At 72.6% G+C, this 17,316-nt stretch carries 19 protein-coding genes; 8 read left to right on the forward strand and 11 right to left on the reverse strand.

What is annotated here, in order from left to right; all coding sequences use genetic code 11:
- The first annotated feature begins 161 nt into the window (after window positions 1-161).
- From ACFYYJ_RS04980 to ACFYYJ_RS04995, 4 genes are all read left to right on the forward strand, one after another.
- Window positions 162-1,574 (forward strand): family 2B encapsulin nanocompartment shell protein, encoded by a 1,413-nt coding sequence (locus ACFYYJ_RS04980; RefSeq protein WP_385126997.1) that lies wholly within the window; start codon window positions 162-164, stop codon window positions 1,572-1,574.
- Window positions 1,575-1,699: 125 nt separating this feature from the next.
- Window positions 1,700-3,040 carry a family 2 encapsulin nanocompartment cargo protein terpene cyclase gene (locus ACFYYJ_RS04985; RefSeq protein ID WP_389128554.1) on the forward strand — a complete coding sequence of 447 codons (1,341 nt, stop codon included), beginning with the start codon at window positions 1,700-1,702 and terminating at the stop codon, window positions 3,038-3,040.
- A gap of 16 nt (window positions 3,041-3,056) precedes the next feature.
- On the forward strand, window positions 3,057-3,923 hold the full coding sequence (locus ACFYYJ_RS04990; protein ID WP_389128557.1) for a geranyl diphosphate 2-C-methyltransferase: 867 nt from the start codon (window positions 3,057-3,059) through the stop codon (window positions 3,921-3,923).
- 89 nt (window positions 3,924-4,012) lie between these two features.
- Window positions 4,013-4,315 carry a putative quinol monooxygenase gene (locus ACFYYJ_RS04995; RefSeq protein ID WP_389128560.1) on the forward strand — a complete coding sequence of 101 codons (303 nt, stop codon included), beginning with the start codon at window positions 4,013-4,015 and terminating at the stop codon, window positions 4,313-4,315.
- A gap of 10 nt (window positions 4,316-4,325) precedes the next feature.
- Here the strand turns inward: ACFYYJ_RS04995 and ACFYYJ_RS05000 are convergent, their stop codons facing one another.
- The gene (locus ACFYYJ_RS05000) at window positions 4,326-4,661 is read right to left on the reverse strand and encodes a DUF3040 domain-containing protein (RefSeq protein WP_384749377.1); all 336 of its coding nucleotides are present in this window, start codon (window positions 4,659-4,661) and stop codon (window positions 4,326-4,328) included.
- 121 nt (window positions 4,662-4,782) lie between these two features.
- Complete coding sequence (locus tag ACFYYJ_RS05005; protein ID WP_385123545.1) at window positions 4,783-5,973, reverse strand: MFS transporter; 1,191 nt, start codon at window positions 5,971-5,973, stop codon at window positions 4,783-4,785.
- Between the two features lie 234 nt (window positions 5,974-6,207).
- Here ACFYYJ_RS05005 and ACFYYJ_RS05010 point away from each other — a divergent pair, with 234 nt between their 5' ends.
- Window positions 6,208-7,980, forward strand: a complete 1,773-nt coding sequence (locus ACFYYJ_RS05010) for a beta-galactosidase family protein (RefSeq protein WP_389128565.1) — start codon at window positions 6,208-6,210, stop codon at window positions 7,978-7,980.
- A 65-nt stretch (window positions 7,981-8,045) separates the two neighbouring features.
- On the opposite strand, the gene ACFYYJ_RS05015 is transcribed toward ACFYYJ_RS05010, so the two are convergent.
- The 5 genes from ACFYYJ_RS05015 to ACFYYJ_RS05035 are packed head-to-tail and all read right to left on the reverse strand — an operon-like array spanning window position 8,046 to window position 12,031.
- On the reverse strand, window positions 8,046-9,356 hold the full coding sequence (locus ACFYYJ_RS05015) for an MFS transporter (RefSeq protein ID WP_389128568.1): 1,311 nt from the start codon (window positions 9,354-9,356) through the stop codon (window positions 8,046-8,048).
- On the reverse strand, window positions 9,353-10,483 hold the full coding sequence (locus ACFYYJ_RS05020; protein ID WP_389128571.1) for a PLP-dependent cysteine synthase family protein: 1,131 nt from the start codon (window positions 10,481-10,483) through the stop codon (window positions 9,353-9,355). Before ACFYYJ_RS05020 ends, ACFYYJ_RS05015 begins: the two co-directional genes overlap by 4 nt.
- 51 nt (window positions 10,484-10,534) lie before the next feature.
- On the reverse strand, window positions 10,535-10,915 hold the full coding sequence (locus ACFYYJ_RS05025) for a hypothetical protein (RefSeq protein WP_385363758.1): 381 nt from the start codon (window positions 10,913-10,915) through the stop codon (window positions 10,535-10,537).
- 53 nt (window positions 10,916-10,968) lie between these two features.
- Window positions 10,969-11,169, reverse strand: a complete 201-nt coding sequence (locus tag ACFYYJ_RS05030; protein WP_384581465.1) for a DUF5988 family protein — start codon at window positions 11,167-11,169, stop codon at window positions 10,969-10,971.
- 13 nt (window positions 11,170-11,182) lie between these two features.
- Window positions 11,183-12,031, reverse strand: a complete 849-nt coding sequence (locus ACFYYJ_RS05035) for a DUF2182 domain-containing protein (RefSeq protein ID WP_389128575.1) — start codon at window positions 12,029-12,031, stop codon at window positions 11,183-11,185.
- A gap of 129 nt (window positions 12,032-12,160) precedes the next feature.
- Here ACFYYJ_RS05035 and ACFYYJ_RS05040 point away from each other — a divergent pair, with 129 nt between their 5' ends.
- Window positions 12,161-12,820 (forward strand): DUF1326 domain-containing protein, encoded by a 660-nt coding sequence (locus ACFYYJ_RS05040; protein WP_385123559.1) that lies wholly within the window; start codon window positions 12,161-12,163, stop codon window positions 12,818-12,820.
- Window positions 12,821-12,824: 4 nt separating this feature from the next.
- Here ACFYYJ_RS05040 and ACFYYJ_RS05045 read toward each other — a convergent pair whose 3' ends face one another.
- Both ACFYYJ_RS05045 and ACFYYJ_RS05050 read right to left on the reverse strand, forming a co-directional pair.
- Window positions 12,825-14,099: an MFS transporter gene (locus ACFYYJ_RS05045; RefSeq protein WP_389128578.1), complete on the reverse strand. Its 1,275-nt coding sequence runs from the start codon at window positions 14,097-14,099 to the stop codon at window positions 12,825-12,827.
- Between the two features lie 115 nt (window positions 14,100-14,214).
- On the reverse strand, window positions 14,215-14,565 hold the full coding sequence (locus ACFYYJ_RS05050) for an ArsR/SmtB family transcription factor (protein WP_385123564.1): 351 nt from the start codon (window positions 14,563-14,565) through the stop codon (window positions 14,215-14,217).
- A 210-nt stretch (window positions 14,566-14,775) separates the two neighbouring features.
- Here ACFYYJ_RS05050 and ACFYYJ_RS05055 point away from each other — a divergent pair, with 210 nt between their 5' ends.
- On the forward strand, window positions 14,776-15,015 hold the full coding sequence (locus tag ACFYYJ_RS05055; RefSeq protein ID WP_385123566.1) for a chaplin: 240 nt from the start codon (window positions 14,776-14,778) through the stop codon (window positions 15,013-15,015).
- Window positions 15,016-15,088: 73 nt separating this feature from the next.
- Here the strand turns inward: ACFYYJ_RS05055 and ACFYYJ_RS05060 are convergent, their stop codons facing one another.
- Together ACFYYJ_RS05060 and ACFYYJ_RS05065 are read right to left on the reverse strand one after the other, a co-directional pair.
- Window positions 15,089-15,865 (reverse strand): carbonic anhydrase, encoded by a 777-nt coding sequence (locus ACFYYJ_RS05060; RefSeq protein ID WP_385363761.1) that lies wholly within the window; start codon window positions 15,863-15,865, stop codon window positions 15,089-15,091.
- Between the two features lie 159 nt (window positions 15,866-16,024).
- Window positions 16,025-16,438, reverse strand: coding sequence for an ATP-binding protein (locus ACFYYJ_RS05065; protein ID WP_385363762.1), 414 nt, complete (start codon window positions 16,436-16,438; stop codon window positions 16,025-16,027).
- A gap of 178 nt (window positions 16,439-16,616) precedes the next feature.
- On the opposite strand from ACFYYJ_RS05065, the gene ACFYYJ_RS05070 reads away from it, so the two are divergent.
- Entirely contained in the window at window positions 16,617-17,270 is a 654-nt protein-coding gene (locus tag ACFYYJ_RS05070) for an HAD family hydrolase (RefSeq protein WP_385123573.1), read from the forward strand.
- Window positions 17,271-17,316 lie beyond the last annotated feature (46 nt).

Genomic DNA, 17,316 nt, shown 5'->3' on the forward strand with positions numbered 1-17,316 from the left:
TCGAAGTAATGGGGACGGCTCTCCAAGGTCATCCGGCCGTACGGGCCGCTAGTGTTCCCACGGATCTGGACGGATTCCCAGATATTCACCCCCATTTATCCTCTTTTCACCGGCGATGTGCCATGCGCCGATCGCCGCCCTTGAGAAGGAGAGCTCGTCCGATGACCGTTGACGCCAGCCCGGAAGCGCAGCTGGACCAACCCCCGCAGTCCAGCCTGAGCACGGCTGCCGCCCGCAACCTTGCCACCACGACCAAGTCCGCCCCGCAGATGCAGGAGATCACCTCCCGCTGGCTGCTGAAGATGCTCCCGTGGGTGGAAACCAAGGGCGGCGCCTACCGGGTGAACCGCCGGCTCAGCTACACCGTCGGCGACGGGCGCATCGACTTCGTCCAGGACGGCGCCAACGTCCGCGTGATCCCCCGGGAGCTCGGCGAACTCGCCCTGCTGCGCGGCTTCGACGACGTGGACGTACTCACCGAGCTCGCCGGCCGGTGCGTCCAGCGCGAGTTCCGGGCCGGTGAGGTGCTGGTACAGCGAGGCGCCCCCGCCGAGCACATCCACCTGATCGCCCACGGTCGGATCAGCCAGACCACGGTCGGCAAGTACGGCGACGAGGTTTCCGTCTCCGTCCTCGCCGACGGTGACCGGTTCGGTGAGAACGCCCTGCTGGACGGCGACGCCGGCTGGGACTACACGGCCACCGCCGAGACCCCCGGCACCCTGCTCACGCTCTCCCGCGCCGACTTCGCCTCCGTGCTGGCCGCGGCGCCGAGCCTCCGCAGCCACATCCACCAGTTCAGCTCGCTACCCCAGCAGCGGCAGAACAAGCACGGCGAGGCCGAGATCGCCATGTCGGCCGGCCACACCGGCGAGGCCGAACTGCCCGGCGCCTTCGTCGACTACGAGCTGAAGCCGCGCGAGTACGAACTCTCCATCGCGCAGACCGTCCTGCGGGTCCACACCAGGGTCGCCGACCTCTACAACGGGCCGATGAACCAGACCGAGGAGCAGCTCCGGCTGACCATCGAGGCCCTGCGCGAGCGACAGGAGCACGAGCTCGTCAACAACCGGGAGTTCGGCCTGCTCCACAACGCCGACTTCAAGCAGCGGATCCAGACCCATTCGGGCCCGCCCACCCCGGACGACCTCGACGAGCTGCTCTGCCGCCGCCGCGGCACCAAGCTCTTCCTGGCCCACCCCAAGACGATCGCGGCGATCGGGCGCGAGCTCAACGCCCGCGGTCTCTACCCGGACCACGTCGACGTCGGCGGCCAGTCGGTACCGGCCTGGCGCGGGGTCCCGATCCTGCCCTGCAACAAGATCCCGATCAGCGCGGAGAACACCAGCTCGATCATCGCCATGCGTACCGGCGAGGACAACCAGGGCGTCATCGGTCTGCGCCAGACCGGTCTGCCGGAGGAGTACGAGCCCGGTCTGTCGGTGCGCTTCATGGGCATCAACGAGCAGGCGATCATCTCGTACCTGGTCACCACCTACTACTCCGCCGCGATCCTGGTGCCCGACGCGCTCGGCGTGCTGGAGAACGTACAGATCGCCCGTAGGCGCGACTGACTCCGAAACGTCCCGACGGTCCCGACGGCCGTCGACACCTCCACGGCGGCCCGGGACCTCCCGGGCCCGCCGCCGAGTACGCCCGGGATCCGGGACAGCCCTTTCACTTCACCGAGGAGCCACGGATGCCCGATCCCGGGCTTTCCCCCCTGCAATCGAGCCTGCCCGCCGCCGCGGCGCGCTTCGGGGCCCACGTCCTGGCCGAGGCCCTGGCCCACGGCCGGGGCGCGGCGGAGGACGCACCTGCCGCCGCGGCCCTGCCGCTGCCGCTGCCGCCGACCCTGCCCTTCGGCCGCGGGCCGGGCGCGGAGGCGGTCCCCGCCGACGTCCCCGTTCCCGACGGGGGGCCGACCCCGGCCATGGAACGCATCCTGCGCGGCCCCAGTGGCCTCGGTACGGCGGCGCTGAGCCTGGCCCGGCGCGCTGAGCCACCGGCGCCGCGGGTCCTCGAAGCACCGGAGCCGGCGGAGCTGCCGGAGCCGGCGGTCGGCCGGCCCATCCCGGGCCTCTACCACCACCCGGTGCCCGAGCCCGACCCGCTCCGGGTGGAGGAGGTCAGCCGCAGGATCAAGGCCTGGGCGCTGGACGAGGTCGAGCTCTACCCCGAGGACTGGGAGGACCAGTTCGACGGCTTCTCCGTCGGGCGCTACATGGTCGCCTGCCACCCGGACGCGCCGAGCATCGAACACCTGATGATCGCCACCCGGCTGATGGTCGCCGAGAACGCGGTCGACGACTGCTACTGCGAGGACCACGGCGGCTCGCCGATCGGCCTCGGCGGACGCCTCCTGCTGGCCCACACCGCCCTCGACCACCTGCACACGACGAAGGAGTACCACCCGCAGTGGGAGGAGTCGCTCCACGCGGACGCCCCGCGGCGCGCCTACCGCTCCGCCATGGAGTACTTCGTCCGGCAGTCCACCCCGTCGCAGGCCGACCGGTACCGGCACGACATGGCCCGGCTGCACATGGGGTACCTCGCCGAGGCCGCCTGGGCCCAGACGGACCACGTGCCCGAGGTGTGGGAGTACCTGGCGATGCGCCAGTTCAACAACTTCCGCCCCTGCCCCACCATCACGGACACCGTCGGCGGCTACGAACTGCCGGCGGACCTGCACGCCCAGCCCGCCATGCAGCGGGTCCTGGCGCTCGCCGGGAACGCCACGACGATCGTGAACGACCTGTACTCCTACACCAAGGAACTCGCCACTCCCGGCAAGCACTTGAACCTGCCGGTGGTGATCGCCGAGCGTGAGGACCTCTCCGACCGGGAGGCCTACCTGAAGGCGGTCGAGGTCCACAACGACCTCATGCGCGACTTCGAATCCGAAGCGGCCGCCCTGGCCGCCGCCTGCCCGGCCCCCAGCGTGCTGCGCTTCCTGCGGGGAGTGGCCGTGTGGGTCGACGGCAACCACTACTGGCACCAGACGAACACCTACCGATACAGCCTCCCCGACTTCTGGTAAGGATTGGGACATTTTCATGACCAGCACCGATCTCTCCGCCTTCATTCCCGCCCCGGCCACGGCCTACCAGGGGGACATCGCCCGCTACTGGAACAACGAGGCCCGCCCCGTCAACCTGCGCCTGGGTGACGTCGACGGCCTTTACCACCACCACTACGGCATCGGTGACGTCGACCACGCCGCCCTGGGCGACACCTCGGACAGCGCATACGAGAAGAAGCTGATCGCCGAGCTGCACCGGCTGGAGTCGGCCCAGGCCGAAGTGCTCCTGAACCACCTCGGCCCCATCGGCCGCGACGACACCCTCGTGGACGCCGGCTGCGGCCGCGGCGGTTCGATGGTCATGGCCCACCAGCGTTTCGGATGCAAGGTCGAGGGCGTCACCCTGTCGGCGAAGCAGGCCGACTTCGCCAACGACCGCGCCCGTGAACTCGGCATCGAGGACTCCGTCCGCGCCCGCGTCTGCAACATGCTCGACACGCCGTTCGAGACCGGTCAGGCCGCGGCCTCGTGGAACAACGAGTCGAGCATGTACGTCGACCTCCACGACCTCTTCGCCGAGCACTCCCGGGTCCTCGCGGTCGGCGGCCGCTACGTGACCATCACCGGCTGCTGGAACCCCAAGTACGGCCAGCCCTCGAAGTGGGTCTCCCAGATCAACGCGCACTTCGAGTGCAACATCCACTCCCGCCGCGAGTACCTGCGGGCCATGGCCGACAATCGCCTCGTACCGCAGGCCGTCATCGACCTGACCCCCGAGACCCTGCCCTACTGGGAGCTGCGGGCCACGTCCTCGCTGGTCACCGGCATCGAGGAAGCCTTCATCAACTCCTACAAGGACGGCTCCTTCCAGTACGTCCTGATCGCGGCCGACCGGGTCTGATCCCGGGCGGCCTCGGGGGCCGGGCCCGTCAGCGGACGGACCCGGCCCCCTTGATCATGTACGGAGGGGCGCCGGCTAGGATGCGGCTCATGTCGCAGCCGGTGAAACTCGTCATCCTCATCACGACCCTTCCGGGCCGGGGCCGGGAACAGATCGCGGCGTTCGAGCGCCTCGCCCCGCTCGTACGGGCCGAGGAAGGGTGCCTGCAGTACGACATGCACCAGGTCAGCGGCGAGCCCGAGCGCTTCGTGCTCATGGAGCGCTGGGCGTCGCAGGCGGCACTGGACGCGCACGACGTCACCCCCCACATGATCGAAGCCGACGCCACGAGCCCGGCGTTCCGAGCGGGCCCCGCCGAGGTCATCGCCCTGGCCGCGGACCCGCTGGCCTGAGATCCGGGGTCTAGCCCTTCCTGCGGCCGGTCCGTTTCGCCAGTGTGGTGCGGCTCCATCGGCACAGCAGTCCGAGCAGACAGGCCGCGGTGGGCACCCACAGGACGGCGAAGGTCACGATCCCGGCCGGCGAGGTCGAGGTCGCGGCCCTGAGGAACGCCGCCACGGAGGCCATCGAGAGCAGGCACGCGCACAGCACGAGCCCGTCGCTCAGGGACCCCGTCCATGGCCTGATGCCGCGGCGCAGCGTGCGCAGTCTGCGGTCGAGGACCGGATCCGTTCGAAGCCGGGCCTCCATGTCTTCGAGGATCATCCGCTCCTGCCGGGAGAGCTCGGGGCCGTCCATGGCCACCTCCCGAGACTCGTGCCTGCCTGCTCTGCGAGTACCCCATTGTGAACCGCTTACACGTGTCATCGGCAACCCGGGCGCGAAGGTCGGGCAAACGCGCCGATGGGGGCGCGTGGCATTACGCGCCGGCCCTGACCGGATGCCGCAGCAGGTAGCCGAATGCGGTGGTCACCAGGGCCGCCATACAGGCGATGAACACCAGCCCCGCGCCCTCCAGCCCGATCGGCCCGACCAGCAGCCCCACCCCGATCACCGGTACCGAGATGCCCGCGTACGCCACCACGAACAGGGTGGAGATCACGGCGGCGCGCCGGTCCGCCGGCGAGGCCGCCGCCACCGCGGCGAGCGCCCCGCGGAACGCCAGGCCCTGCCCGACCCCGCCCACCACCGCGCTCAGCACCACCAGCGCGAGCAGGTCCCACCACAGCGCGCCCGCCAGCAGCGCCAGCCCGGTGAAGAGCCCGACGCACCCCAGGGGCAGCGACCGCCCCACCCCCACCGGGCCGACGGCGAGTTGCCCGGCGGTGGAGGAGAAGAAGGCGAGTGCGACGACCAGCCCGGTCACGGCGCGGTTGTGGACGTCCAGGGACTCCGAGAGGAACGCGGGGCTGACCGAGGTGAACACCCCGAACAGTGCGAACCCGGCGAACGAGGCGATCGCGGCGGGCGCGAACACCGCCCGCACCTGCGGGGGCAGACCGGGCCGCTGCGGGCGCACGGCGCTCCACGGCCGCCGGTCCCGCACCGTCTCCGGGAGCAGCAGCAGGACGCCCGTGGAGCAGGCCACCAGTGCGAGGTGCACGACGAACGACAGGTGGAGCGGCCACGGGGCGTACTGGGAGAGCACCCCCGCGAGCAGCGGGCCGCACCCCAGCCCGCCCATGTTGGCGGCCGTCGCCACGAACGTGGCCCGGGAGCGGCCGTGTTCCGGGGCCAGCTCCATCACGTACGCCGTCGCCGCGCCGGTGAACAGGCCGGCGGACAGTCCCGAGAGCAGCCGGCCCGTGTACAGCCACCCGAGCCCGGTGGCGCAGAGGAAGCAGACCGCGCTCGCCGCCGCGAAGCCCAGGCCCGCCAGTAGCACCGGCCGCCGGCCCACGGTGTCCGAGGCGTTGCCCGCCAGCAGCAGCGCGGCGATGACCCCGAAGGCGTACACGGCGTACACCACGGTCACCGTCAGCTCGGTGAACCCGAATTTCTCCTGGTAGAGGCCGTACAGGGGGGTCGGCAGCGTGGTGCCGGCCATGCACACGGCGAACACCGCCCCCATGAGCACGCACTGCCGCCACCCTCGGCGATCACCGTCCATGGCGCAGACGGTAACCCCGCGCACCGCCCGGTTCCGGACGGGGAGGCTCCGGCGCGCCGCCGGTCTCGCGCCCCGCCCCCCGCCGGGTTCGCGCGCCGCCGGTCTCGCGCCCCGCCCGCCGGCCGGAGCCGCCGCCCGGGCCGCCGGGAGCTTCCGGCCGGGCGGCCCGGTCGGTGATACTCGGGACGATCGATCGCCCTTCACGTTCGGCTCGACCTCAGGAGAGCAGCGCGGATGCACCGGTTCGACGTCACCCCCGGCGGCTTCCTCCTCGACGGGCGCCCCCACCGGGTGCTCTCCGGCGCGCTGCACTACTTCCGGGTGCTGCCCGCGCAGTGGCCCCACCGGCTGGCGATGCTCCGTGCGATGGGCCTGAACTGCGTGGAGACGTACGTCCCGTGGAACCTCCACGAGCCGGAACCCGGGGTCCACCACGACGTCGGCGCGCTGGGGGAGTTCCTGACCCGGGCGGCGGAGGCCGGACTGCACGCCATCGTCCGTCCCGGCCCGTACATCTGCGCCGAATGGGAGAACGGCGGTCTGCCCGCGTGGCTCACCGGCCGGGACGACGTACGGCTGCGCTGCATGGACGGGCCGTTCCTGGAGGCGGTCGACGGCTGGTTCGACGTACTGGTCCCGCTGATCGCCGGGCACCAGATCACCCGGGGCGGCAATGTCCTGATGGTCCAGGTCGAGAACGAGTACGGCTCGTACGGCTCCGACCGGGCCTACCTGCGACACCTGGCCGACGGGTTGGTGCGGCGCGGCATCGACGTGCCGCTGTTCACCTCGGACGGCCCCGAGGCCCACATGCTCACCGGCGGCACCCTGCCCGGCGTGCTCGCCACCGTGAACTTCGGCAACGACCCCGAAGCCGCCTTCGCCGCGCTCGCCGAACACCGGCCGCAGGACCCGCCGTTCTGCATGGAGTACTGGAACGGCTGGTTCGACCACTGGGGCGAGGGGCACACCACCCGGGACGCGGCGGACGCGGCCGACGTCCTGGACCGGATGCTCGCCGCCGGAGCCTCGGTGAACATCTACATGGCGCACGGCGGAACCAACTTCGGGACCTGGGCCGGAGCCAACCGCGGCGGCCCGGACCACGCCGGCCCGCACGCCCCCACCGTCACCTCCTACGACTACGACGCCCCCGTCGACGAGCGGGGCGCGCCGACCGAGAAGTACCGGCGCTTCCGCGAGGTGTTGGCGAAGTACGCGACCGGGCCGCTCCCGGACGTTCCCGAACCGGCGCCGCTGCTGACGCCCGCCGAGGTCACGCCCGTCGAGTCGTTGAGGCTGTTCGACGTACTCGACGTACTGGGCCCGCGGGTGGTGTCCGCTCCAGTGCCTCCCACCTTCGAGCAACTCGGGCTCACCCACGGCCTGGTGCTCTACCGCACCGCTCTGCCGGGCCCCCGGCCACCGCTGCCGCTCACCCTGGACGGCCTCGCCGACCGGGCGCACCTGTTCCTCGACGGGAAGCCGGCCGCCGTCCTCGACGCGGACGACCCGGCGCCGGAGGTGGCCGTCCCGGGGGAGCGGCTGCGGGTGGACGTCCTCGTGGAGTCGATGGGGCGCGTCAATTACGGCCCCCTGCTGGGCGAACGCAAGGGCATCGTGGGCGGCGTCCGGCACGCCCTGCAATGGGTGCACGGGTACGAGGCCCACCCGGTCGACCTGGCCGGCGCGCCCGGCCGGCTGCCCTGGGGCCGGGCGGCCGGGGCGGCCGGCCAGGGCCTGCCCGAGGGAGGGCCGGTGTTCCACCGGGGCTGGTTCGAGGTGGACTCGCCCGCCGACGGCTGGATCGCCCCGACCGGCCCGGGCAAGGGCTACATCTGGATCAACGGCTTCTGCCTCGGCCGCCATTGGTCGCGCGGCCCGCAGGGCTCGCTCCACCTCCCCTGGCCGCTGCTGCGGCCGGGCCGCAACGAGATCGTCGTCCTGGAACTGGACGGCGCCGCCCCCACCACCCTGGCGATCCGGGCCGAGTCCTCATTGGGTTAGAACCTGTCTTTCGGATCACGCCGGGCTGGGCCCCGTCGTCGCGGCAGGGGTGACGCGCGCTCAGGTCAGACGGTCACCCCTTCCGCCCGCGCGCCGGCGACGGGCGCCGCGAGGCGGCCCGTCCGCTGCAACCCGTACAGGGCGGCGGCGCACCCCAGGCCCAGGGCGGACAGCGCGAGCCACGGCAGCGCGGACACGCCGGCGGCCCGGGCCGCGTCCAGCGCCGCGCCCGTGAGCAGGTTGCCGACCGCGATGCCGACCCCGCAGACGGTGTTGTAGAGGCCGTAGTGCGTCGCCACCAGGTGGTCGCCCGAGAGCCGGACGATGGTGTCCATCTCGAAGGGGTACGCGATCATCGTCCCCAGCGCCAGCAGCAGGGCGGCCAGGGCCGGGGGCACCGCGGCGAGCAGCCACCGCCCCGCCCCGCCGCCCGGCACCGGCAGCGCCGTCGCGGCGAGCAGCGGCAGGAAGGCGGCCGCCATGGCCAGCAGCCCCAGGACCAGTGCCCGGCCCGGCTCCATCCGGGCCTTGCACCAGGCGGTCACCCGGGTCTGGAACAGGATGGTGCTCAGCCCGGACACGGCGAACAGCACGGCCACCGCCGCCGTGCCGCCGGTGCCACCGCCGCCCAGGCGCCGGACCTCCAGCGGCAGTGCCAGGTAGACCTGGAACGTCAGGACGTACGAGCCGATCATGGCCAGGGAGAAGAGCAGGAACGGGCGGTTGGCGAGGATGCCGCGCCACTGCCCGAGCACGCTCTCGCGCCGGCCGCCGCCCCGCTGCGCGGTCGCGGCGCCGTCCCCCCTGCGCGCGGGCAGGGCCCGGATCTGCACGAGGCCCAGCACGGCGAAGATCCCCGCGGCGACCAGGCAGGTGACGCGGAAGTCGACCCCCGTCAGCACCATTCCCACCAGCGGCCCCAGCAGGATGCCCGCCTGGTAGAAGACATTGAACAGGGCGAAGGCCTCCACCCGGCGCTCGCCCGCGTCCAAGGCCAGGTAGGCGCGGGTGGCCGGGTTGAACAGCGCCCCGGCCAGCCCCGTCGCGGCGGAGGCGCCGATCAGGGCGGGAACGGAGTCGACCAGCCCGAGGGTCGCGAAACCGGCGGTGCGCAGCACCAGCCCGGCGATGATCATCGGCTTGTAGCCGAACCGGTCGGCGAGGGTCCCGCCGATCAGGAACATGCCCTGCTGGCTGAAGTTGCGTACGCCGAGGATCAGCCCGACGGTCCAGCCCGCGAGCCCCAGCGGGCCCGCGAGGTGCGCGGCCAGGTAGGGCATGAGCATGTAGAAGCCGAGATTGATGGTGAACTGATTGACCATCAGCAACTGGACGCTGCGCCCGTAGGAACGGACCTGCGCGATCGTGCCCGTCATCGGGCCCGCTCCTCGGCGCCGTCCGTGCCGTCCGTGCCGAGGGTGAGGGGATCGACCACGGCGCCGCAGCGGGTCCAGTGCGTGACCTCCTTCTCGTCCAGCCGCCCGATCGTGTCCGGTTCGGCGGCCGGGGGCCCGTCGAGCAGCCCGTGGGCCGCGCAGTAGTCGTCGTCGTAAACGGTGCTCAGGTAGCGCTGGGGCCCGTCGGGGAAGACCGCGGCGATCCGGGTGTCCGCGGGCAGGGTGCGGGCCAGCCAGCCGGCCACGAGCGCGACCGCGCCCACGCTCCAGCCGCCCGTGGCGTAGTGCGAGGCCGCCAGCCGGCGGCAGGCCCACACGGCCTCCGCCGGGGCCACCCAGTGCACCTCGGAGAACTGCTCGTAGGCGACGTTGCGGGGGTAGATGCTCGATCCGAGGCCGCGCATCAGCCGGGTCCGGGCGGGCTGGCCGAAGATGGTGGACCCCACGGTGTCCACGCCCACCAGTGTCAGGTCGGGGTAGAGCCGGCGCAGGATCCGGGAGACGCCCGCCGAGTGCCCGCCGGTGCCGACACTGCACACCAGCACGTCGATGTGGCCCATCCCGGTGGCCAGTTCCAGGGCCAGCGGGGTGTACGCGGTGCTGTTGTCGGGGTTGTTGTACTGGTCCGGGCACCACGAGCCGGGATACCGCTCCAGCAGTCGGGCGACCCGGTCGCGGCGCGCCTGTTGCCAGCCGCCGGTGGGGTGCGGTTCGGACACGACGTTGACCTGGGCCCCGTAGGCGGTCAGCAGTCGGGTCATCGACGACTCCAGACCCGGGTCGGTGACCAGGGTGACCGGATGGCCGTAGACCATGCCGGCCAGGGCGAGGCCGAGGCCGAGGGTACCGCTCGTGGACTCGATGATCCGGGCCCCAGGCTCCAGATCCCCGCGGGCGCGGGCGCGTTCGACCATGTGCAGGCCGGGACGGTCCTTGATGCCGCCGGGGTTGAACCCCTCCAGCTTCGCCCAGAAGCCGCGCCCCGCGGAGGCGAGGGGCTCCGAGACGTGGAGCAGGGGGGTGTTGCCGACGAGCCCGGACAGGGCCGTGCGGGCAGGCGGCGTCACGGGAGTCACGGTCGACAGGTCGGTGATCGATGTATGCATTTTTCCGCTCTCAATCGAAGATGCGTCAGGTGCTCGCTCGTCGGGAGCGGCCTATACGCGCCATCGACACGCGGCGGTCAGCGTGGAGCGGCCGGACCGGTCTATCGGGGAGAGTTCGGCGCGGGGCGCCGCGGCGGGGCCCGCCGTCGTGGTCCGTACGGCGACGGCGACGGGCAGCGCGAGGTCCGGCGCGACCGTGCTCCGGTCGCCGGCCTGGGCCTGCGGGGTCAGCGCGGGTGTGGCGCAGGCGGAACCGTGCTCGGTGTGGGCGGGCTCCTCGTGCCCGGCCGAGGCGGTGTAGGCGGTGTGTCCGGCGCCGTCGCCGTGCGGATAGGTGGAGCAGTGAAACGCCGCGAACAGGAGCGCGGTCAGTACGGCCAACAGCACGCCGCGCGCCCAGGACGTGCCTGGGCGGGTGCGGGCTGTGATCATGCCGTGATCGTAGCGTCTCCCTCACGTGATGACCGTCTGCAAATCGGTCAACATCATTCGGCGATTTCCGTACGCTCCCACCATTCGTAGACGGGCTGCCGGCCCTCGGGGCCGTCCTGGGTGCGCGAGGTGCCGCGGAAGTGCTCGTAGCCGCCGCGGTGCGGGATCTTCAGGTCTTCGCCGGGGGCGGGGGCGGGGACGGTCCGCTCGGGCAGGTCGTCCGGTCCACCCTCCAGCACTGCCTTGTTCGCCATGTCGTCACTCCTCTCACCAGTGTGTCCAGCCCGGCATCAGGCCCATGCCCATGTCCATGGACGGATCCGATGCCTGGAGGCCCGGGAGTACCCAGTCCTGGAACGGCGCGAGCACCGCCAGGACGAGGAAGGCGGCGCCGACCGCCCAGGCGAGCCACGGGCCCTGGCGCCACAGTTTCTCCAGGAAGATCACGACGGCCAGCCCCGCCATGGCGGCCACGTTCATCACCCCGAGCGGAATCAGGACGATCATCAGCCCCCAGCAGCAGCCGACGCAGTACGTCCCGTGGTGCGCGCCCACGCGCAGGTCCTTGGCCCAGGGCCGGAAGCGGGAGTACCGCAGCAGCTGGAACATCGGGCTGCGGCAGTGCCGCAGGCACACCGACTTCAGGGGCCCGAACTGCTGGACCGCCGCCAGCAGGAAGGCGCCCGCGCCGATCCAGCGCCCGGCCTCCGGGTGGGCGCCGAGCAGCCGGTCGGTCATGGCGAGCAGCCCGTACGCGACCAGCCCGAACGCCGTCCACGCGAGCAGGTAGCCGACGAGGAACCCGGCGGTCCGGACAGCCCTGACCGCCGGGTTCGCGGACGTACGGCCGATCGTCGCGACCCAGGTCAGGGCGACCGGTGCCACCGAGGGCAGCATCATCGCGGCCATCATGACCACCCACAGCACCACGAACGGTGGCAGCGCCATGCCCATCGTGCCGGTGCCCGCACCCATCTCGCGGGACTGCGCGACGGTCAACGCCCAGGCCAGTGAGGCGAGCACGGTCAGCAGGATCCAGGCGACCGCCAGCTCGCGCCTCGGCAGCAGGACGCCCGGCCCGGTGGGGGCCGGCGGCGCCAGTCGGACGTGCGGCATGGCACTCCTCCCGAACGCGCGAGGACACCTCCAGCACAGCACACAACCTCGTCCGGTGCCCGCCCGGTCTGGTCTGCGCGCCGTACGGGGCGGAGAATGGTTCCCGGGGACTGGCGAGGAGGCGGGACCATGTCCGAGACGACCACGGCGACCGTTCCGAGATGGCACGTTGCAGGGGACTGGTTCGATACGTGCAGGTGCAACATCCCCTGTCCCTGCAACTTCGCGCAGCCGCCCACCTACGACACGTGCGAAGGCGTGCTCGCCTGGCACGTCAACGAGGGGAGCTACGGCGACGTGCCGCTCGACGGGCTCAACGTGCTCCTGCTCGGCTCGTTCGAGGGCAACCTGTGGGGCGAGCACTCCGACGCGTACGCGGCCGTCTTCTTCGACGAGCGCGCGGACGACGCACAGCGGACGGCCCTCCAGATGATCTTCGGCGGCCAGGCGGGCGGCTGGCCCGCGCAACTGGTGGGCACGCTCGGGCCCGAGATGCGGGGCATGGACTTCGCGCCGATCGAGATCGAGGTCGACGCGGACCTCGGCAGCTGGCGGGCGGCGATCCCCGGCCGCGTGGAGGCCCGGGCCGAGGCGCTCACCGGACCGACGACACCGGAAGGCGCACGCGTCCAGTCGATGAACATGCCGGGTTCCGAGACCGGGCCGGGCCAGGTCGTGACCTGGGGCCGGGCGACGGCCGACAGGGTCGACGCGTTCGGCTTCCAGTGGCACCGCGAGGGGCGGTCCAGCAAGCACATCCCCTTCGACTGGAGCGGCCCGGACGCCTGAGGGCTCAGGCGGGCTGACGCACGGCGGTGGGCAAGGGGGACGCCGTTCGCCCGATGAGCAGCCCGGTGGTGGCCGCGCCCAGGGAGACCACGGCGAGCACGGCCGCGGTGACGGGGAGGCCGGCGCCCGCGGCGAGCCATCCGGCGAGCGGGTAGGTGAGCAGCCAGCAGCCGTGGGACAGCGAGAACTGGGCGGCGAACGCGGCCGGCAGGTCGGCCTCCGCGGTGCAGTCGCGGATCACGCGCCCGCCGGGGGTCAGGACGGCCGAGCAGGCGGCGCCGACGGCGGCCCACGCGGCGAGCAGCGCGGGCCAGGACCAGGAGCCGGGGGCCGCGGCGGTGAGTACGGCGACCCCGGCCAGCACCACGGGCAGGGCGAAGGCGGCCGGGAGCATCACGGCGCGGTCGGCGAAGCGGCGCAGCAGGCGGGGCAGGAGCAGTGCCGTGAACATGGAGCCGGCGCCGTACGCGCCCAAGGCCAGGGAGACGGCGCTCGCGGGCCGGCCGAGGTGGTCCCGGACCAGTACGACGGTGTCCACGAAGACGATCGCCCCGGCGGCGGCCACCGCGAGGTCCAGGGCGAGCAGGCACCGCAGCCGGGGGACGGCCAGGAACGGGCGGACTCCGTACGAGGCCCGGGCGCGGACTGCGGCGGCCCTTCCGGCCCGCCCGTCCGGCCCGGACTCCGGGCTCGGTTCCGGGTCCGGGCCGGGACCGGGAACGGCGGTGGACAGGATCAGGGCGGCGGAGGCGACGAAGCCGAGCACCGTGCCGGCGAACAGCCAGTCGTAGGAGACCAGGGTGAGCAGGGCCGCGGCCAGGGCCGGGCTGAACAGGCTCTCCAGGTCGTAGGCGAGCCGGATCGTCGACAGGGCCCGCGTGTAGTCGCGCTCGGCCGGGAAGAGAGCGGGGACGGTGGCCTGGAACGCGGGTGTGAACGCCGCCGACGCCGACTGGAGGACGAAGACCAGCACGTACACCTGCCAGACCTCGGTCACGAACGGCAGGGCGAGCGCGACCGCCGCGCGCAGCACGTCGGTGGCCACCAGCAGGGTCCGGCGGGGGATCCGGCGGGCGGCGGCGCAGGCCACGGGGGCGATGGCGACGTAGGCGATCATCTTGATCGCCAGCGCCGTCCCGAGCACCGCCGAGGCCCGGTCCCCGGCCAGGTCGTGGGCGAGCAGGCTCAGCGCGACGGTGGCGAGCCCGGTGCCGGTGAGGGCGACGGCGTGGGCGGTGAACAGGCGGCGGTAGGCGCGATTGCGCCATACGGAGAGCATCGGCGGCCCCGTTCCCGGTCGGCGGTTCGCTGGGAGGGACGTCCATCGTAGCCAACATGTGCGTACCCATGCACGTATTGGTGTGGGCTCCGGGGCCGGTCCCGGAGGGTGGGTCTCAGTCGTGCGGGGGCAGGGAGTCGAGCTGGTGGTCCGCCACGTTCAGCGCCTCGTCCACCAGCCGCCGCAGATGCCCGTGGCGCAGCGCGTACACGACGCGCCGCCCGTCCTTGCGGGCGGTGACCAGGCCGGCGAGCCGGAGCTTGGCGAGGTGCTGGCTGACGGAGGGCCGGGCCGCCCCGCACGCCTCGGTGAGGGTGGTGACGTCGGCCTCGCCCCGACCGAGCTCGTCGAGGAGCGCCAGCCGGGTGCGGTCGGAGAGCAGGGCCAGCACGGCCGCGGCCGTCTCCAGGCGGGCGCCTTGCCGCTGCGCATCCCGCGCACCTGCCAGGTGCATGCCCTCACTCATGCGCACATCGTACGGGCGCGGGCGCCGATGCCGTCGCTGCCGCCGATGCCTCCGATGCCTCCGAACGGAGGTGGGGCGGCCACCTCTTCGAGGGAACCGGGCGGCTCGGGCCGGGGCTGGGGGCCGTCGGATGCCGAAGGAACGGGGGATGGCCCCGCTCGGGGCCGTGCGGTGCTCCGGCTCCGCCGTGTCGTTGCGAGGAGATGTCACATGTTGCGTATGTGGAAGAGCGCGGGTCTTGCCCTGGCGGCCGGTCTCGTGGTCATCGGCGGTGCGTCCGTGGCCTCGGCCGATGCCAACGCCGAAGGCTTCGCGGTGGGCTCGCCGGGCGTGCTGTCGGGCAACGTGGTCCAGATCCCGATCCACATCCCGATCAACGTCTGCGGCAACAGCGTGAACCTGGTCGGCGCCCTCAACCCGGCCGGCGCCAACACCTGCATCAACACCTGAACCTGACGCACACCGTCACGACCCACGGCTCGCCCCGGCCCGCGCCACGGCCGGGGCGAGCCGCGCGTCCGGCTCAGGACAGGGTGCGGACGCGCTGGTCGCGCAGGTCGTAGCGGGCGGCGACCACGGCCAGTCCGCCCGAGGCCACCTTCGCGGCGATGTCGGGCTCGGCCGCCAGCCTGTTCCGCACGTTCCGCACGTTCGCGTTGATCGTGGCGTCGATACGGGCGGACCCGCTCTGGCCGCGGTCGATGGACGGCCGTATCTGATCGGCCAGGTACTGGATGTGCGCGGGGAGCGGCTGACCGGTCTCGTCGGCGTGGACGGCCGCGGCGACGGCCCCGCAGGACTGGTGGGCCAGGACCACGATCAGGGGGATGTGCAGTTCCAGGACGCCGTACGCGACGCTGCCGAGCACCGCTTCGTCCAGTACCTCGCCGGCCGAGCGCACCGTCAGGAGGTCGCCGAGCCCCTGGTCGAAGACCAGCTCCGGCGGGACCCGGGAGTCGACGCAGCCCAGCACGATCGCGAACGGCTGCTGACCGTCGACGAGCCGGCGCCGCAAGTACGCGGACTCGTGCGGGTGTTCCTGGCGCAGCGTGCGCCAGCGCTCGTTGCCCGCCGCCAGTCGGCGCAGCGCCTGCGCGGGAGTGGTGATCCGCTCGGTGCTCTCGGCCTCCCGCGAGGCGGCGGACGCGGCGGAGGCGGGGGAGGCCGTACCGAGGGTCAGGCCCGCTCCGGCGACCGCCGAGCCCGCGAGGGCGGTGCGCAGCAGGGTCCGGCGGCTGGGGGCGGGAGCGGAGGCGGAGGCGGGCGCAGGGGTGGCGACAGTTCGTATGTTCGAAGACATGGCGGGACCGTAACCCGCCTTTTGCCGCGTTCAGTCGATTCACCGGCCACAATGGCGCGAACCGCTCGTCGAGGGCCGGATGAGGTCGGGATCCTCTCACCATGTGGTCCCGACGGTGGCCTGGGGCCACCAAGTCAGGGTGCCGAGTCGGCCGTCAAGTCAGGCCGTGAGAAGGGGTGTTGAGGGAGTCGATGCGCCGTCCCGCGAGGCCGCCGCCGCGGACCAGACCGCCTGCACGGACTTGCCGACGCCATGGAGTCGTACGGTCAGCGAGGAGGCCAGCTGCTCGACGATGCCCCAGCCGAAGCCGCCGCCGTTGTCGGGGTCCCCGGCCCGCGGCACGGGCCGGGCGCTGCTGTGGTCGTACACCTCGACGACCAGGGATTCGGACGGGCAGCTCATCCGCAGCCGCCACCGGCCGTCGTCGGTGTGCCGCACCGCGTTCCCGAGCAGTTCGCTGACCACGAGCAGCACGTCGTCCGCGTCGACCCACGGGCACCGGGCCCGCAGGTACAGGGCGGCGGCGTGGCGGGCTCGTGCGGTGTCCGCACGTGAGGAGTCGAGGACGAGCATGGGTGCAGCTCCTGTCCGGCGAGGAATCGGTTGGTATCGGAACCGGCCCCCTCGAACAGCTTCCCAGCCCCCGCCCCTCCGGCCCATCGGCATTTCGGCCGACCCGGGCTCGCCCACCCGGCCGGCAGCCGAACGTGGCGGATGCGCCACCGCGGGTCACCGGTCCTATCCTGCGGGCATGATCAAGCCCATTGAGCTGGTGATATTCGACTGCGACGGGGTGCTCGTCGACAGTGAACGCATAGCGGCACGCGTGCAGGTGGCCCTCGGGGCGGAACTGGGGTGGCCGCTGACCGAGCAGGAGGTCGTCGACCGGTTCATCGGACGCTCCCACGCCTCCATCCGCGAACAGATAGCCGAGCGGCTCGGCGACGACACGGCCGCGGTCTGGGCGGAGCGGTTCGAAGAACTGCACCGAAAGGCGGTGGACGAGGGCCTTTCCCCGGTCGACGGACTGCCCGAGGCGCTCGACGCCCTCACCCTGCCGACCTGCGTCGCCTCCAGCGGCTCCCACGACAAGATGCGCCACACCCTGGGCCGCACCGGCCTCTACGAACGCTTCGCGGGCCGCATCCACAGCGCGACCGAAGTCGCCCGGGGCAAGCCGGCCCCGGACCTCTTCCTGTACGCGGCCCGGCGGATGGGCGTCGACCCGGCGGCCTGCGTGGTGGTCGAGGACAGCCGCCCGGGCGTGGAGGCCGCCCGGGCCGCGGGCATGCGGGCGTTCGGCTACGCGGGCGGCCTCACCCCGGCCGAACGCCTCGAAGGCGCGGGCACGGTCGTGTTCCACGACATGCGCGAGCTGCCGCGTCTGGTCGGCCGTGCCGGCTGACCAGGAGTGCGCGGCGGCGGGAAGCCGGACCGGGGGGAGGGGTTCC

Origin of the sequence: Streptomyces sp. NPDC002467, assembly GCF_042889825.1 — a bacterium.
In the GTDB taxonomy this organism is placed as follows: Bacteria; Actinomycetota; Actinomycetes; order Streptomycetales; family Streptomycetaceae; genus Streptomyces.

Excerpts from the sequence above, each read along its gene's own strand:
- ACFYYJ_RS04980 (WP_385126997.1), top strand. The coding sequence starts at position 162 with ATGACCGTTGACGCCAGCCCGGAAGCGCAGCTGGACCAACCCCCGCAG.
- ACFYYJ_RS04985 (WP_389128554.1), top strand. The coding sequence starts at position 1,700 with ATGCCCGATCCCGGGCTTTCCCCCCTGCAATCGAGCCTGCCCGCCGCC.
- ACFYYJ_RS04990 (WP_389128557.1), top strand. The coding sequence starts at position 3,057 with ATGACCAGCACCGATCTCTCCGCCTTCATTCCCGCCCCGGCCACGGCC.
- ACFYYJ_RS04995 (WP_389128560.1), top strand. The coding sequence starts at position 4,013 with ATGTCGCAGCCGGTGAAACTCGTCATCCTCATCACGACCCTTCCGGGC.
- ACFYYJ_RS05000 (WP_384749377.1), bottom strand. The coding sequence starts at position 4,661 with ATGGACGGCCCCGAGCTCTCCCGGCAGGAGCGGATGATCCTCGAAGAC.
- ACFYYJ_RS05005 (WP_385123545.1), bottom strand. The coding sequence starts at position 5,973 with ATGGACGGTGATCGCCGAGGGTGGCGGCAGTGCGTGCTCATGGGGGCG.
- ACFYYJ_RS05010 (WP_389128565.1), top strand. The coding sequence starts at position 6,208 with ATGCACCGGTTCGACGTCACCCCCGGCGGCTTCCTCCTCGACGGGCGC.
- ACFYYJ_RS05015 (WP_389128568.1), bottom strand. The coding sequence starts at position 9,356 with ATGACGGGCACGATCGCGCAGGTCCGTTCCTACGGGCGCAGCGTCCAG.
- ACFYYJ_RS05020 (WP_389128571.1), bottom strand. The coding sequence starts at position 10,483 with ATGCATACATCGATCACCGACCTGTCGACCGTGACTCCCGTGACGCCG.
- ACFYYJ_RS05025 (WP_385363758.1), bottom strand. The coding sequence starts at position 10,915 with ATGATCACAGCCCGCACCCGCCCAGGCACGTCCTGGGCGCGCGGCGTG.
- ACFYYJ_RS05030 (WP_384581465.1), bottom strand. The coding sequence starts at position 11,169 with ATGGCGAACAAGGCAGTGCTGGAGGGTGGACCGGACGACCTGCCCGAG.
- ACFYYJ_RS05035 (WP_389128575.1), bottom strand. The coding sequence starts at position 12,031 with ATGCCGCACGTCCGACTGGCGCCGCCGGCCCCCACCGGGCCGGGCGTC.
- ACFYYJ_RS05040 (WP_385123559.1), top strand. The coding sequence starts at position 12,161 with ATGTCCGAGACGACCACGGCGACCGTTCCGAGATGGCACGTTGCAGGG.
- ACFYYJ_RS05045 (WP_389128578.1), bottom strand. The coding sequence starts at position 14,099 with ATGCTCTCCGTATGGCGCAATCGCGCCTACCGCCGCCTGTTCACCGCC.
- ACFYYJ_RS05050 (WP_385123564.1), bottom strand. The coding sequence starts at position 14,565 with ATGAGTGAGGGCATGCACCTGGCAGGTGCGCGGGATGCGCAGCGGCAA.
- ACFYYJ_RS05055 (WP_385123566.1), top strand. The coding sequence starts at position 14,776 with ATGTTGCGTATGTGGAAGAGCGCGGGTCTTGCCCTGGCGGCCGGTCTC.
- ACFYYJ_RS05060 (WP_385363761.1), bottom strand. The coding sequence starts at position 15,865 with ATGTCTTCGAACATACGAACTGTCGCCACCCCTGCGCCCGCCTCCGCC.
- ACFYYJ_RS05065 (WP_385363762.1), bottom strand. The coding sequence starts at position 16,438 with ATGCTCGTCCTCGACTCCTCACGTGCGGACACCGCACGAGCCCGCCAC.
- ACFYYJ_RS05070 (WP_385123573.1), top strand. The coding sequence starts at position 16,617 with ATGATCAAGCCCATTGAGCTGGTGATATTCGACTGCGACGGGGTGCTC.